13 protein-coding genes and 1 pseudogene are annotated in these 14,604 nt (G+C 71.3%); 8 read left to right on the top strand and 6 right to left on the bottom strand.

The genetic code is table 11. From position 1 onward, the window contains the following. Positions 1-117 precede the first annotated feature (117 nt). Both ACWC09_RS50615 and rox read left to right on the top strand, forming a co-directional pair. Positions 118-285, top strand: a complete 168-nt coding sequence (locus tag ACWC09_RS50615) for an acyl-CoA dehydrogenase family protein (protein WP_450858888.1) — start codon at positions 118-120, stop codon at positions 283-285. Positions 286-853: 568 nt separating this feature from the next. After that, a complete protein-coding gene (gene rox / locus ACWC09_RS50620; protein ID WP_450858866.1) occupies positions 854-2,272 on the top strand; it encodes a rifampin monooxygenase in 1,419 nt (472 codons plus the stop codon). Positions 2,273-2,862: 590 nt separating this feature from the next. On the opposite strand, the pseudogene ACWC09_RS50625 reads toward rox, so the two are convergent. From ACWC09_RS50625 to ACWC09_RS50650, 6 genes and pseudogenes are all read right to left on the bottom strand, one after another. After that, positions 2,863-3,006 (bottom strand): annotated as a pseudogene (locus tag ACWC09_RS50625) (AsnC family protein); the annotation flags it as partial. Positions 3,007-3,099: 93 nt separating this feature from the next. After that, the gene (locus ACWC09_RS50630) at positions 3,100-4,965 is read right to left on the bottom strand and encodes a phospholipase C (RefSeq protein ID WP_450858868.1); all 1,866 of its coding nucleotides are present in this window, start codon (positions 4,963-4,965) and stop codon (positions 3,100-3,102) included. A gap of 193 nt (positions 4,966-5,158) precedes the next feature. Continuing rightward, positions 5,159-6,379, bottom strand: coding sequence for an iron uptake transporter deferrochelatase/peroxidase subunit (efeB, locus tag ACWC09_RS50635; RefSeq protein WP_450858870.1), 1,221 nt, complete (start codon positions 6,377-6,379; stop codon positions 5,159-5,161). Next, complete coding sequence (locus ACWC09_RS50640) at positions 6,376-7,632, bottom strand: EfeM/EfeO family lipoprotein (protein WP_450858872.1); 1,257 nt, start codon at positions 7,630-7,632, stop codon at positions 6,376-6,378. The genes efeB and ACWC09_RS50640 overlap by 4 nt, the downstream gene beginning before the upstream one ends. Before the next feature lie 147 nt (positions 7,633-7,779). After that, positions 7,780-8,556, bottom strand: coding sequence for an SGNH/GDSL hydrolase family protein (locus tag ACWC09_RS50645; protein WP_450858874.1), 777 nt, complete (start codon positions 8,554-8,556; stop codon positions 7,780-7,782). 65 nt (positions 8,557-8,621) lie between these two features. Continuing rightward, positions 8,622-9,626, bottom strand: coding sequence for a LacI family DNA-binding transcriptional regulator (locus ACWC09_RS50650; RefSeq protein ID WP_450858876.1), 1,005 nt, complete (start codon positions 9,624-9,626; stop codon positions 8,622-8,624). A gap of 148 nt (positions 9,627-9,774) precedes the next feature. Here ACWC09_RS50650 and ACWC09_RS50655 point away from each other — a divergent pair, with 148 nt between their 5' ends. The 6 genes from ACWC09_RS50655 to ACWC09_RS50680 all read left to right on the top strand — a co-directional run bounded on the left by ACWC09_RS50655 (position 9,775) and on the right by ACWC09_RS50680 (position 14,480). Then, the gene (locus ACWC09_RS50655) at positions 9,775-10,707 is read left to right on the top strand and encodes an amidohydrolase (protein WP_450858878.1); all 933 of its coding nucleotides are present in this window, start codon (positions 9,775-9,777) and stop codon (positions 10,705-10,707) included. Beyond that, positions 10,704-11,204 carry a cysteine dioxygenase gene (locus tag ACWC09_RS50660; RefSeq protein WP_450858880.1) on the top strand — a complete coding sequence of 167 codons (501 nt, stop codon included), beginning with the start codon at positions 10,704-10,706 and terminating at the stop codon, positions 11,202-11,204. The genes ACWC09_RS50655 and ACWC09_RS50660 overlap by 4 nt, the downstream gene beginning before the upstream one ends. Before the next feature lie 71 nt (positions 11,205-11,275). After that, complete coding sequence (locus ACWC09_RS50665) at positions 11,276-11,986, top strand: ThuA domain-containing protein (protein WP_450858882.1); 711 nt, start codon at positions 11,276-11,278, stop codon at positions 11,984-11,986. Further along, positions 11,956-13,059: a Gfo/Idh/MocA family protein gene (locus ACWC09_RS50670; RefSeq protein WP_450858883.1), complete on the top strand. Its 1,104-nt coding sequence runs from the start codon at positions 11,956-11,958 to the stop codon at positions 13,057-13,059. Before ACWC09_RS50665 ends, ACWC09_RS50670 begins: the two co-directional genes overlap by 31 nt. Positions 13,060-13,125: 66 nt before the next feature. Then, positions 13,126-13,893, top strand: a complete 768-nt coding sequence (locus ACWC09_RS50675; RefSeq protein ID WP_450858885.1) for a sulfite exporter TauE/SafE family protein — start codon at positions 13,126-13,128, stop codon at positions 13,891-13,893. A 185-nt stretch (positions 13,894-14,078) separates the two neighbouring features. Next, the gene (locus tag ACWC09_RS50680) at positions 14,079-14,480 is read left to right on the top strand and encodes a peptidoglycan-binding domain-containing protein (RefSeq protein WP_450858886.1); all 402 of its coding nucleotides are present in this window, start codon (positions 14,079-14,081) and stop codon (positions 14,478-14,480) included. The last annotated feature ends 124 nt before the right edge of the window (positions 14,481-14,604 follow it).

Here is a 14,604-nt window from a genome sequence, read left to right on the forward strand (position 1 = left end):
GGTCGGCCTCACCGCGCTGCTCTCCGGGTATCTGGGCCGCCGTAGGGCCGCCGAGCTGCGGCAGGGCCCGAGCAGATCAGCGTCGGCAAGCTCAACAACGTCCGGGAGGCCATCGCCATCGCCCGGGAGTGCCGCACGATCCTCGGCGCCAACGGCATCTCCCTGGAGTACTCGCCGCTGCGCCACGCCAACAACCTGGAGTCCGTCCTGACCTACGAGGGCACCAGCGAGATGCACACCCTGGTCATCGGGCAGGCCCTCACCGGCCAGGCGGCGTTCCGCTGACCTGCGGGACGTCCGCGGCCGCCTCGCTCAGCCGCCGGATCACATCGCGAAACGTACCAGCCGGGTCGTCAGGGCCACGTCCGCGAGGGGAAGGTAGGTCATGTCAGCGCGGCGACGAAATCCCGTACCGGCGGTGCGCATCGCGGAGGGAAGCCGCCCCGCTCGGCGACCTCGAGGCGACCGGCCGGCGGCTCAGCCACCACCCTCAAGTCCGCTCCACCACTTCCTGACCGACACCGTCGGAGCTGCGCCATCGCGAACGAACCCGCCATCACGTGCGGTGAGCAAGGGCGAGTGACGGCCGTCGTACGAGGTCTACGGGCTGTCAGCCCTCGCTACGGGCGCGTTGGCGGAGCGAGATCCGGCTGCCGTCCGGGTCCACGGCCTTCAGGGCCGTCCGGTCCGGTGCGGAATTGGCCGCCACGACTGGGCGGCAACAGAAAAGGCAAGGAGATCACTCGCCCCTCGCCTGTCTCAAGGTATAGCGCACCGGGGGGCTTGCGGCAAGACCCCCATGGTGCCGCAGAATCGGCGGCCGAAGCCGGTACCTGCGCAAACGGGGGTTGTGATGATCGATGTGATCGTGGTCGGCGGCGGACCGACCGGACTGATGCTGGCCGGCGAGCTGCGCCTGGCGGCGGTCCGAACGGTCGTGCTGGAGAGGCTGCTTGAGCCGACCAGGGAGTCCCGTGGGCAGGGCCTGCACGCGCGCAGCGTCGAGATGATGGACCAGCGCGGCCTGCTGGACCGGTTCGCCGCGGTGAGCAAGAGGTTCCAGGTCGGTGGTCTCTTCGGCGGCATCGCCAAGCCGTGGCCCGAACGGCTGGACACGGCCCACCCCTACGGTCTCGCGCACCCGCAGCCCGTCACCGAGCGGCTGTTGGGCGAGCGTGCCCTCGAACTCGGTGCCGAGATCCGGCGCGGCTGCGAGGTGGTCGGCCTGAGCCAGGACGAGGACGGGGTGGGCGTCGAGCTCGCGGACGGCACGCACCTGCGTGCGCGCTACCTCGTCGGCTGCGACGGCGGCCGTAGCACCGTGCGCAAGCTGCTCGGTGTCGGCTTCCCCGGCGAGCCCGCCACCGTCGAAACGCTGCTGGGGGACCTGGAATTGACGGAGGATCAGAAGACGGTCGCCGCTGTGGTCGAGGAAGTCCGCAAGACCCAGCTGCGGTTCGGTGCCGTGCCGACCGGCGAGGGGTCGTACCGCCTCGTCGTGCCCGCCGACGAGGTGTCCGAGGACCGTACGGCGCCGACCCTGGAGGGTTTCAAGCGGCAGCTGCGGGCCGTCGCGGGAACCGACTTCGGCGCCCACTCGCCGCGCTGGCTCTCGCGCTTCGGCGACGCCACCCGGCAGGCCGAGCGCTACCGGGTCGGCCGGGTGCTGCTGGCCGGCGACGCGGCGCACATCCACCCGCCGACCGGTGGGCAGGGGATGAACCTCGGCATTCACGACGCGTTCAACCTGGGCTGGAAGCTCGCCGCCGCGGTCAACGGATGGGCGCCGGAAGGGCTGTTGGACAGCTACCACACCGAACGGCACCCGGTGGGCGCCCGTGTGCTGGACAACACCCGCGCGCAGATCACCCTCCTGGGCACCGACCCGGGGGCGACCGCGCTGCGGAAGCTGTTCTCCCGGCTGATGGACTTCGAGGAGGTGAACCGGTACGTGACCGGGCTGATCACCGCGGTCGACGTCCGCTACGACTTCGGCGAGGGCCACGAGCTGCTCGGGCGGCGGCTGCGGGACGTGCGGCTGAAGCAGGGGCGCCTCTACGAGCTGATGCACGGCGGCCACGGGCTGCTGCTGGACTCGACCGGCCGACTCTCGGTGGCGGGCTGGGCGGACCGGGTCGACCACGTCGTCGACGCCGGCGACGAACTGGACGTGCCCGCCGTGCTGTTGAGGCCGGACGGCCACGTGGCATGGGTCGGCGAGGACCAGCAGGACCTGCTCGGCCCGCTTCGGAAGTGGTTCGGGTCCGCCTGACGGTCCACCGTGCGCCAAGGCGTCGGAAATCCTCCGTTTCCCCGGTCCGGATGTCGGTTTTCCCGGTTCTGGCGGCTGTGGCTGGCCCGGTGGGTGTGGCTGGCCGGAATGGCCTTCTGCAGCTCGGTGAGGGTGGCCCGGCCGTCGCGGCGCAGCTCTGCGAGGAGCGTCTCGTCGGCAGGGTCCGGGGTGACGGGGCTGTCGAGCGGCTGAGGGGCCGGCACCCGTAGGGCGGCCTCCTGGTCGGGAGTGAGCGCGTGGGACTTGTTGAGCCAGCTCAGCGAGCCGCCGTAGAACGGGTGCAGAAGGCAGTGCGCGGTCACCGTGTTGATCTGCCGGGTGCGCTGGAGCCGGTCGAAGAGCAGTTCGTCCCGTGCCTTCCGGGTGCGGGGCCGCATACCGCACATGACCTCGGTGCCACCGGAGACCAGAGCGACGTACACCGTGTCGGGCCGTTTGGCGAGTACCTCGGCGAGTTGCTCCGCGACGTCCGGGACGCAGTGCAGCCGTACGATCCAGCTCTGCCGCCCGAGCCGGCCCTCATCGGTCATGCCGAGCACCCGCACGTTGACGGTGTTGTGCAGCTTTCGGTAGCGCCGGGCCACGGTCTGGTCGGAGACCCCGAGGACGGCGGCGATACGGCTGAACGGCGCGCGCCCGTCGAGCTGCAGCGCCTGCAGCACCTGCAGGTCGAGGTGATCGAGTGAGGGCTGAGCCACCGGTACTCCTGTCACGCATTGCGGACGACGACGGCATCATTTCACGCACAGTGACGGCCCCGGCGTGAAGCCTGCCGGGGCCGTCGAGGTGGTTCAGCGGGGTGGAGGTCAGCCGGTGTGCGTCCTACGACGGTGCAGGGCGAACGCCGTCGTGACCGCGCCCGCGGCGACCACACCCGCCGTGAGGGCGATCGGGAGGACCGGGGAGGTGGAGGCCGCGTCGGCGACGTTCTGGGCCTTGAGGTCCTGGACGTACGGCGGGTACGAGGCCGTCGCGGACGTCGACGTCTTGGCGTAGTGGTGCGGGATCGGCTGCACGGACTTGACCGAGCCGTCCGCGTTCAGCAGCACCTGCTTGTTGTTGGGGTGCCGGAAGTCGAACAGGCCACTCAGGCTGCCCGCCCGCTGGTCGAAGGAGGCGTCACCGATACGGCCGGTGCCCCAGTTGTTCTCGATGAAGCGAGTGATCGAGGCCTGCTCGGTGGCCGTGTGGTCGACCGAATTCACCTTGCTGTACGGGGAGATGACCAGCAACGGCTGCCGGGTGCCCGGACCGCAGCGGTCCGCGTAGCCGCCCTTGGGCGCCGGACCGGACTGGCAGGCGGGGCTGTCCAGGGCCTTGCCGTTGGAGCCGACCGTGGAGTCCTGGGAGCCGTTGAGGACCTTGGCGGTCACATGGTCGTACCAGCCGTCGGAGTCGTCGTAGGCGACGACGACCGCCGTGGACTTCCACTCGGGCGACTTCTGCAGCGCGTTGATCTCCTTGATCAGGAAGTGCTGCTCGTCGGTCGGGTCCGAGTAACCGGCGTGGCCGTCCTGGTACTCGGCGGCCTTGAGGAAGCTGACCGCCGGAAGGCGGCCTGCCTTGAGGGCGGCGTCGAAGTCGGTGAGGTCGTAGTTGTGGTTGGCGCGGCCGTTGTGCCCGATCTCGGCCACGTTCTTCGGCGCGAGGTGGTGCGGGTTGGACGTCGACTTGTAGTACTCGAAGGGCGAGTGGTGGGGGCTGTAGTCGACCACCGCGGCACCGCCGACGTTGGTGTGCGTGGTGTCGCACTTCGCGTAGTCGCCGCTCTTGCCGTCCCACGCGGTGCTGGGCCGGAAGCCGCCCTGGAACCAACCCCAGCTCACACCCTTGGAGTTGAGCAGGTCACCGATGTTCCTGCCCTGCATCACCGCCAGCGCGTTGGTGGCGGTGTGGTCCTTGTCCGAGCAGTCGTCGAAGGCCGGGTCCGGGTCGTTGACGAGCGTGCCGACGCCCTTCGCGTTCGGGGAGAGGACCGTGTACGAGTCCGGCGTCGACGTCTGCGTCGGGTTCTCCGTGCCGGAGGCCGGGTCGACGGAGATCACGCCGTGGGTCGATCCGGAGACCAGGTTGAGCGCGCCGGGCGTCGAGGGGCCGTACACCGAGCTGAAGGAGCGGTCGTTGAGCGCGTAGTGCTGGGCGTAGTTCCACAGGCCGGTGACGGTGTTGCCGTCGTAGTAGTCCATCACCAGGCCGGGCTCGCCGAACAGCCCACCGCTGCACTTGCTGACCTCGGTGTTCTCGACGTACTTGTCGGCCTTGCCGCCGTCGGCCGCGTACTGCTCGGGGCCGTAGGAGTGGTTCTGGTCGCAGGTCATCGCCTGCGAACTGGCCAGCCGCTTGGGCGTGTACAGGTTCGGGTTCTTCTTCAGCAGCCCGGCGTTGAGCAGGTTGTCGATCTTCGGCGTGCGGGCCGCGGCCTTGAACTTCGTGCCGTCGGTGTTGGCGGCCTTCGGGTACGTGGCGAAGTAGTGGTCGAACGACACGTTCTCGTCGTACAGCACCACCAGGTGCTTGATCGGGGTCGCGGTGTGCGTGCCGTGGCCGCCGGGCGCCGAGGTCGCCGAGGCGGGGACGGCGCCGCCCGCCGTCGCCAGGGCCGCCGCGCCGAGCAGGGCGCCCACACGGCCCCACCTGCGCCGGGCGCCGGGAGTTCTTCCTGTGCCGATCATGCTGTCTCGCCTTCCGAGAGCACTGCTTCCGAGAGCAACTGCATTGCGTTGCCACGACATTGGTGGCCATGGCATCTACGGCCGGATCCTCCGCAATGGTGGCGGCGGGGCGGGAGAGCGGCAATGACAGACGCGCGAATGTTCGGTCAGGAAATTCTCATGCTGTTTTTGGGACCTCTTGACCGGCTGCGGATCACACCAGCAAACCCCGCCCCAGCCAGTCGGAGCCGTCCCGCACCCCGGGCAGCGCGAAGAAGTAGCCGCCGCCGAACGGGGAGATGTAGTCGACCAGCGGCTCACCGGCCAGCCGCTTCTGCACGGTCTCGAACTGCCGCGCCAGATCCTGCTGGTAACAGCAGAACAGCAGACCCATGTCGAGGTTGCCGTTGCTGTCCGTGCCCCGGTCGTAGTTGTAGCCGCGGCGCAGGATGCGCTGGTCGGCGGTGGCGTGGGTGCGCGGGTTGGCCAGGCGGATATGGCTGTCCAGCGGGATGATGTCGCCCTTGGGGTCCTGCGGATAGTCGGGCGTGTCCTTCTCGTGGCGCCCGTCGAGCGGCGCTCCGGTGTCCCTGGCCCGCCCGAACATCCGCTCCTGCTCGGTGATCGAGACCCGGTCCCAGAACTCCACCAGCATCCGTATCAGCCGTACGACCTGATAGCTGCCGCCGGTCGCCCAGTCCGGTTCGCCGTCGCCCGCGCCGACCCACACCAGTCGGTCCATCTCACGGCTGCTGGTGGTGTCCGGGTTGGCGATGCCGTCCTTGAACCCCATGTGGTTGCGCGGGGTTCCGGACGGGCGGGGCGGGCTGATGAAGCCGTCCATCCGCCACCGCACCTGCATTCCGCCCCGGGTGTGGCGGGTGATGTCGCGCAGCGCGTGCAGCACGGTGTCCGCGTTGCCCGCGCAGAACTGCACGCTCAGGTCGCCGTGGCACCAGGCGGAGTTCAGGTCGTCGTCGGGGAACGACGGCATGGCGGTCAGCCGACGCGGCTTGCGGGCGGCGAGGCCGTAGCGGCCGTCGAAGAGGGAGGCGCCGACGCCGACCGTGACGGTGAGGCGGTCGGCGGGCACGTCCGGGCCGAGGGTGCCCGAGTCGGCGGGCGGGGCGGTGATGCCCAGCTCGTCCGGACTGCCGCCGGCGGTGAGGAGCCGCGCCCGCTCGGTCAGCGTGCGCAGCAACTCGCGCAGTTCGGCACGGTTTTCGGCGGTGGCGTCGAAGGACACGAAGGCGGTGGCGCGCTGTGCGGGCGTGACGATCCCGGCCTGGTGGGGGCCGTGGAAGTCGACCTGTGCGCTCTCGCGGGACGGTACGGCGGAGGCGGCGCCATGATCGGCGGCCACCAGTCCGGCGCCGGCCACGGCGGCCGCGCCGGTCAGGAATCCCCGTCGGCCGACCTTGCTCACGGGCTTCACGCGGTCCTCCGTACGTCCGTCAGGGCGGCCACGTCGGCGAGCCGCTCCACCAGCTCGCCCAGGTCGGCGTTCACCATCTCCCGCTGGGCGCGGGTGAGTCGGGACAGGGGCGTCCACTTCTGGCCATGCTGGAAGGAGTCGAGGAGGTGCTGCGTGCGGTCGAGCCAGGAGCCGAGGCCGGGCAGACCGCTGTCGCGCGTCTTCAACAGCGGGCGCAGGTGGCCGAGGAGCACGCGGGTGCCGTCCAGGTTGGCGCGGGCCGTCGCGAGGTTGCTGCCGCTGCCGTAGTCGGTGCGGCCGGTCAGCTCGAACTGCACGGTGTTCTCCAGGATCTCGTGCGCCCGCAGCCCGACGTCCGCCGGGTCCATCCGCTGGTCGGGCCAGCTGTCGCGCAGTGCGTGCACGGCCTTGGCGAGCCGGTCGGCCGGTCCCCGCAGACCGCTCGCCGACTCGCCGTGCCACAGCCCGTACTCCACCCGGTGGAAACCGGCGAAGTCCTTGTCGCGCACTCCGTCCGCCAGCCCGGCCGTGGTCCCGTTGATCGCCCCGTCGGCGTCGCCGAAGGTGCCGTACGCGGCGCCCATCCGCTCGTACACGAGATGCGCCGGCAGCCAGGCGGCACGGGCGGCCGCGAGGTCGCCGCGGTCGACGGCGTCGCGCAGTACGTCGGTCTTCCTCGCCAGCTCGACCGTGCGGGCCTGGATCCACTTCTGGTAGGCGAGCGTGGGCGGGATGAGGTCCTGCTGGGTCACCGGCAGGGCGGCCGGGCCGCTCTTCACCTTGGCGCCGGTGATGCGGACCGTGGGGCCGGTGATGGCGTCCGCGTCGTCGGGCAGGCACGTGAAGGCGTACGCGCCGTTGCCGAGCGTCACCCGCAGCGGGCGGACCGTGCCCGGGGCGAGCCCCTCGACCTCGCCGTAGACCGCGCCCGTCCTCGGGTCGGTCAGATACACCTCGGCCGCCGCGCTGGAGGTGTTGCTCAGGTCGAAGACCTGCCGGCCGGGCTCGGGACGGGTCCAGCCGCGCCCGCAGTCGGCCGGCGTCACCTGGACGGTGGTGTGCCGCAGCCCGTCGCCCGCCACCGCTGCCCGATGCCCTCTCCCACCGGCCATCAGCACTCCGCCGACCGAGGCGGCCACGACCACCAGCACACCACCGGTGAGCAGCGCGGTACGCCGCCGGGCGCGAGGGCGCGGGGACGGTGGCTCACCGGTCCCGGAACCGACTTCGGCACCGACCACGGCTTCGGGCACGCCGGGCCTCCTGGGGGGTCGTACGAACGAGGCGACGCAGCCGATCCTAAGCAGCCCCCGGATTCGCGCTCGCCCTCCTGACCGCCTCCTGACCGGAGAAAGAGCCAGAATTCGACCACAGTTCACCGGCCGGAGCGGCTGAGTGGATCACGCCACCCGCTGCGGCGCCATCGGCTCCAACCGCGGTCTCTTCGCGGCGAACCCGTCCCCCGGCACGTGCCCCCGCAGCCGTCGCCACAGCCAGGGGCCGACGTGGTCCAGTGTCCAGCGCACATCTGCCCGGAGGGCGTGCAGGGCGGGAACCGGGGAGCACCGGGGGAGGGGCTCGTTCCAGTCGTCGTGGCCGGGCAGGCCGAGGGTGTGGGCCACGCCGGCGGCTATGCGGGTGTGGCCGAGTGGGCTCGCGTGCAGGCGGTCGGCGCTCCACAGGCGTGGGTCGCTGGTGAAGGGCTCCGGGAAGACGTCGAGGAGGGCGACGTCGTAGCGCTGGGTGAGGGTACGGAGGCGGGCGTTGAGGTCGAGGATGCGGGGGAGTACCCGGCGGGCGACGGGGGAGATCTTGCCCAGGTCCGGGAAGGACACCGTGGCCACGCGTGCGCCGGACGCGGTGAGCCGGGCGAACATCGCCTCCAGGTTCGCGGCGGCCACCTCGGCGTCGTAGCGGGCCCGTACCAGGTCGTTCATGCCCGCCGTCACCGTCACCAGGTCCGGCCGCAACGCGAGGGCGGGGCCCAGCTGATCGGCCTTGATCTGCGCACTCGTCTTTCCGCGCACGGCCAGATTGGCGTACGTGAACTCCGGCTGCCGCTCCGCCAGGATCTCGGCGAGCCGGTCGGCCCAGCCGAGGTGACCGCCGACCGGATCGGGATCGCCGATGCCCTCGGTGAGGCTGTCGCCGATGGCCACGTAGCGCAGGAACGTCATGACGGGTGAGTCTACAAAGGGCGTCCGGCGCGTGAACCGTAGCCGTCCAGCTGTGCCTGTGCCGCTCAGACCCTTACGGCAGAACCCCGTTCACTCATCCGCGGCGCACACAGCACCCGCTTCTTGCGCACCCGTTTGCCCTCGATCGCAGCGACGGTCAGCCGCGCCGCCTCCGCCGCGATCTCGGGCAGCCCCCAGTCCACCGTGGTCAGGGGCGGGGTGAGGACCCGCGACACGGGGTGGTCGTCGAAACCGACCACGGAAACATCGCGGCCGACCTCCAGCGAGGCCTCCGCAGCGGCCGCGTAGACGCCGTACGCGAGGGAGTCGGAGAAGCAGAACACGGCGGTGGCGGCCCGCGGGCCGTCCAGGACCCGGCGTGCCACCGCCGTCGCCTCGCCCAACTCCTGCGGGCACGGAACCAGTTCGGCCTCCAGACCGAGACGGTCGGCGGCCTCGCCCACGTACACGTCAGCCGGCCGGTCCGGGGTGCTGGGGCTGGTGGGGGTCAGGACGGTCACCCGGCGGTGGCCGAGGCCGTGCAGATACTCCAGGACCGTGTCGATGCCGGCCCGGTTGTCGAAGATGACCTGGCCGGCCGTGCGGGCCCGGCTCAGGGAGTCGCCGATGGCCACCACGGGCAGTGCGTCGGCGATCGCGGCCCAGCTCTCCGCCGAGGGGTTGACCGGGGAGACCAGCAGCGCGTCGACCCGCTGGTCGCGCAGCTGCTTGGCGAGGGCCAGCTCGCGGTCGGGGTCGCCGCCCGCGTCCACGATCAGGGCGTAGCGGTCGCCGGCCAGCAACTCCCGGCCGATGGCCGCCATCAGCTGCTGCTGCCACAGGTCCTGGAGGTCGCCCGCGAGCACGCCGACCATGCTGGTACGGCCGCTGGCCAGGGCGCGGGCGATGGGATCGGCCTCGTAGCCGAGCTCGGCGGCGGCCCTGCGCACCCGTTCCTCGGTCTCCTTGGAGACGTGTTTGCCGCGCAGGGCGTAGGAGACGGCGGCGGTGGAGAGGCCCGTGGCCTCGGCCACCTCCCGGAGGGTGGTGCGCTTGGTGGGCCTGGCCATGGCGGGAAGCCTACCGGGGCGGGTGCGCGTTGTGGGTGCGCCGCCCCGTCCACGATGCGAACACCTGCTTGACACCTCTTTTTGTTAAGCGATTAAGTTAACCGCATCAGTGAAACGCTTAACATCCCTCTCTCCCCGGAACCGCCGCGTGCCCACCGACGTCCACCAGCACATCTGGCCGCCCGCCTTCGTCGAGCTGCTGCGGGCCCGCACCGCACCGCCGTACCTCGACGGCTGGACGCTGCACCTGACCGGCGAACCGCCCTACGCCGTCGACCCGGCCGACCACGACCTCGCGGCCCGCGTCCGCCTCACCGCCGCCGACGGTCTCGACCTCGCCCTGGTGTCCCTCTCCAGCCCCCTCGGCATCGAGTACCTGCCGCCCGCCGAGGCCGCCCCGCTGCTGGCCGCCTTCCACGACGGTGCCCTCGCGCTGCCCGCACCCTTCGGCGTCTGGGCCGCCGCCTGTCTGTCGGCACCGGAACCCGACCCGGACGCCCTCGCACGGGAACTCGGTCGAGGCTGTGTGGGACTCCAACTCCCCGCCACCGCCCTCCTGGACGCGGCGGGCTGGAGCCACTGCGCACCCCTGCTCGACGTCCTCACCCATCACGACAGACCCCTGTTCATCCACCCCGGCGCGGCCCCGCCGACCCCCGACGCCCCGCCCTGGTGGCCGGCCCTCGTCCCGTACCTGCACCAGATGCACGCGTCCTGGTTCGCCTTCCGCGCCTTCGGCCGCGCCCGGCACCCACGGCTGCGCGTCTGCTTCGCCGCCCTCGCGGGCCTCGCCCCGCTCCACGGCGAACGTCTCGCCGCACGCGGCGGCGGGCGCGGCGAGGTCGATTTCGATGCTTTCTACGAGACCTCCTCGTACGGCACCCGGGCCGTCGACGCCCTCGTCCGAGCCATGGGCATCGATGTGATCGTCAGCGGCAGCGACCGCCCCTACGCCCCGCCCGTCATCCCCGACCTCGGCGCGGACGCCGCCGTCCACGCCCTGTGCACCGCCAACCCGGCCCGTCTGCTGCACGGTCGCACCGCAGCCGACGGCCGACGACTCGAAGGGAGCCCTCCATGACCTATGAGTCCCTGCCCGACCGCACCCTCGACCGGCACGAACTCCGGTCGCTCGTCGCCGACCTGGCCGCCAGCCCCGAGCTGTGGCGCGAGCAGGTGGCCTTCTCCGACCAGCAGCGGCACTACGCCTCGCTGTACCGCGACGAGTACGTCGATGTCTGGCTGCTCTGCTGGACCAGGCGGAACGACACCGGCTGGCACGACCACGACCTCTCCTCCGGCGCCGTCACCGTCGTCCAGGGCGCGCTCAACGAGTCCAGCCCGCGCATCGGCGGCGCCCACCGGTCCGTCACCGTCGAGGCGGGGGAGACCTTCACCTTCGGCCCCGAACACATCCACCGGCTCTCCGGGGCCACCGACGACGCCGTCTCGATCCACGCCTACTCACCGCCGCTGTGGCGTCTCGGGCAGTACGACATCGCCGAGGACGGTCTGATGCGCCGGATGTCCGTGTCGTACGCGGACGAGCTACGACCGTTGGAGACACCGGCCGCCTGAGCGAGCCCCGCCCCTGCCGACTCCCGAAACCGCCTGGACAATGAACGGAGTTGTCGCACGAGGGAGTGAACATGGCGCAGCAGCAGGCCCTGGTCGTCCGCGGCGGTTGGGAGGGGCACCAACCGGTCGAGGCCACCGAGCTGTTCATCCCCTTCCTCCGGGACAACGGGTACGACGTGCGGGTCGAGGAGTCGACCGAGGTCTACGGCGATTCCGGCGAGATGGCCCGCACCGACCTCGTGGTGCAGTGCGTCACGATGTCGGAGATCGGTCATGAGCAGCTGGCCGGTCTTCGCGCGGCCGTCGTCGCGGGCACCGGCTTCACCGGCTGGCACGGCGGGATCGCCGACTCGTTCCGGGCCTCGTCCGACTATCTGCACCTGGTGGGCGGCCAGTTCGCGACCCACCCCGGAAAGGAGCCGTGCGAGCGGCGCGGCGAGGCGGCGGACAACTTCCTGCCGCACACGGTGCGGATCACCGAGTTCGGCCGTGAACACCCGATCACCGCCGGGCTGGACGACTTCGAGCTGGAGACCGAGCAGTACTGGGTGCTCCACGACGACCTCATCGACGTCCTGGCCACCACCACCCATCCGGTACGGCCGTACGAACCCTGGCACCGCCCGGTGACCACGCCCGCGATCTGGACCCGTCGCTGGGGCGCCGGACGCATCGTCGTCACCACGCCGGGGCACAGCCTCGACGTACTCAAGGACCCGAACGTCCGTACCGTCATCGAGAGGGGAATGCTGTGGGCGACGCGCACCGCATCGGCATCGTAGGGCTCGGCGTCATCTCCCGGGCCTATCTCGACACCCTCGCGGTCCACCCCGACATCGAGGTCGTCGCGGTCGCCGACCTCGACACCGCCCGCGCGGACGCGGTGGCCGCCGAGCTGCCGGGGGCCCGGGCCCTGCGCGTCGAGGACCTGCTCGCCGCCCCGGAGGTCCGCACGGTGCTCAACCTCACCACCCCCGCCGCCCACGCCGAGATCGCACTCGGCGCGATCGGTCACGGCAGGCACGTCTACACCGAGAAGCCGCTGGCCAGTACGTTTCCCGACGGGAGGGCCGTCGTCGACGCCGCCGCAGCGGCCGGGGTCGGGATCGGCTGTGCGCCGGACACCGTCCTGGGGACCGGCACCCAGACCGCCCGCGCCGCCGTCGACGCGGGCCTCGTCGGACGTCCGCTCGCCGCATCGGCCGTGATGGTCACCCCGGGGCACGAGCGCTGGCATCCCCACCCCGACTTCTACTACGCCCCCGGAGGCGGCCCGCTGCTGGACATGGGGCCGTACTACATCTCGGCGCTCGTCCAACTCCTCGGCCCGGTGCGGTCGGTGACCGGTGCGGCCGCCCGTCTGCGCGGCGAACGGGTCATCGGCTCCGGCCCGCGCACGGGGGAGCGTATCCCGGTGCAGGTGGACAGCCATGTCTCCGGCGTCCTCGAACACACCAGTGGCGCCCTGTCCACCCTGACGACGAGCTTCGACGGCGTCGCCACCACGGCCGCGCCGATCGAGGTCCACGGCGAGACCGGGACACTGGCGGTGCCCGATCCCAACCAATTCGACGGCGACGTACGCCACTTCGCGCTGGGCGGCACCGACTGGCGCACGCTCGAACCGTCCGCGGGTTACGTCGCCGGCAGCCGCGGGGTCGGTCTGCTCGACTTCGTCCGTGCCGGCGAGCCTCGCGCCGGAGGGGCCCTCGCCCTGCACGTTCTGGAGATCATGACGGCCCTTCTGCGTGCGTCGGACGAGGGGCGCCGCGTCACACTGACGACGACGGTGGAACGGCCCGCGCCGGTCCCCTTGACGGCCGCCGGGGCATGGAAGGGCCGTCTCTCCATGTAGACAGCGTCTTGCATGCGGAACGAGCGTGGGGGAGGGTGAGGCGTCCGCCTCGGAAGGGAACCCTCTGTGTCCGCCGGCTCCGCCCTGCTGCTCGCCGTGGCGGGCGTCGCCTCCGGACTGGCGGGGTCGATCGCCGGTCTGGCCTCGCTCTTCAGCTACCCGGCCCTGCTGGCCGCCGGACTGCCTCCGGTGGCCGCCAACGTCACCAACACCGTGGCGCTGTTCTCCAACACCCTTGGAACGGCGGCCGGTTCACGCGAGGAACTGCGCGGGCAGGGGCGACGGCTCGGCCGCCTTGCGCTCCTCTCGGCCGTCGGCGGCTCGGTCGGCGCGGCGCTTCTGCTCGGCACCCCCTCGTCGGCGTTCGAGCGCGTCGTGCCCTGGCTGATCGCCCTGGGCTCGGTACTGATCCTGGTCCGTGAGCCGCTGCGCCGGCTGACCGAGGGCCGGGTCGCGGAAGACGGCGGCAGTTGGCGTACGACACTGCCGCTGACCTGCGCGATCCTGCTGGTTGGGCTCTACGGCGGCTACTTCGGCGCCGCGGCCGGCGTGCTGATGCTCGCCGTCCTCTCCCTCTCCGTCGACGAGCCGCTGCGCGTCACCAACGCCGTCAAGAACATCGCCACCGGGGCCGCCAACCTCACCGCGGCGATCGCCTATGTGTTCCTCGCCCCGGTCGACTGGTGGGCGGCTGTGGCCCTCGGACTCGGGTGCCTCGTCGGCAGCCGGGTGGGGCCGGTCGTCGTACGGCGGCTGCCGGAGAAGCCGTTGCGCCTCGCCATCGCGCTGGCCGGGCTGGGGCTCGCCGTCTCGCTGTGGCTCCGGACCGGTTGAGGACCACCCGCCCCATCGGCCGCGGTACCCCGAGTGATCGCATACCGTCACGGTTTGCCAGGCCTACCGCGCAAGTTGACCGGCGAAGTAGGTCAGCGGCTGTACGCGGCGCCGAAGGTCATCTCCTAACTTTCTTGACGCGCACTCGACGTGCGCTGACCAAGAGGTTTCCAGAGGGGGAAGCGATGTACCGCAAGCTCGCGGCAGCGGCCGCCGCCTTGGCCGCCGGTCTCATGGCGATGGCGGGCGCCCAACCGGCGTCGGCCTCCACGTCCGTCGCCACGATCGGATACGGCAGCTCGAACCACTTCGGCGTCGCCTGTGTGCAATGGGCGGTCGACTGGTATCTCGACGACGGGTCGCCCATCGCCATCGACGGTTACTACGGCGACGACACGTTGGCCGCCATCAAGGAGTTCCAGCGACAGGAGGGTCTGACCCGGGACGGGCTCGTCGGGCCGAAGACCGGCAACAAGGTCATCGCGGTGATCAACCAGTACCTGGACTACAACGACGACTGGAACTTCACCGGCTGGTCCCCGCACTACCTCTCGGACTGCTACGACCACGTGCGAACCAGCTACTGACCCGACTCCCCGGCCGTCCCGGGACGAGAGCGCCGACTCCCGTCCCGGCTCTTCTTCCGCCGTTGGCGCGAGCACGGGCTGATCACCGAGTTCCACGACCGGCTGCGCGGGAAGGTCCGTGAGC

The organism is Streptomyces sp. NPDC001617, assembly GCF_053596855.1.

Excerpts from the sequence above, each read along its gene's own strand:
- ACWC09_RS50680 (WP_450858886.1), top strand. The coding sequence starts at position 14,079 with ATGTACCGCAAGCTCGCGGCAGCGGCCGCCGCCTTGGCCGCCGGTCTC.
- ACWC09_RS50660 (WP_450858880.1), top strand. The coding sequence starts at position 10,704 with ATGACCTATGAGTCCCTGCCCGACCGCACCCTCGACCGGCACGAACTC.
- ACWC09_RS50630 (WP_450858868.1), bottom strand. The coding sequence starts at position 4,965 with ATGATCGGCACAGGAAGAACTCCCGGCGCCCGGCGCAGGTGGGGCCGT.
- rox (WP_450858866.1), top strand. The coding sequence starts at position 854 with ATGATCGATGTGATCGTGGTCGGCGGCGGACCGACCGGACTGATGCTG.
- ACWC09_RS50665 (WP_450858882.1), top strand. The coding sequence starts at position 11,276 with ATGGCGCAGCAGCAGGCCCTGGTCGTCCGCGGCGGTTGGGAGGGGCAC.
- ACWC09_RS50650 (WP_450858876.1), bottom strand. The coding sequence starts at position 9,626 with ATGGCCAGGCCCACCAAGCGCACCACCCTCCGGGAGGTGGCCGAGGCC.
- ACWC09_RS50645 (WP_450858874.1), bottom strand. The coding sequence starts at position 8,556 with ATGACGTTCCTGCGCTACGTGGCCATCGGCGACAGCCTCACCGAGGGC.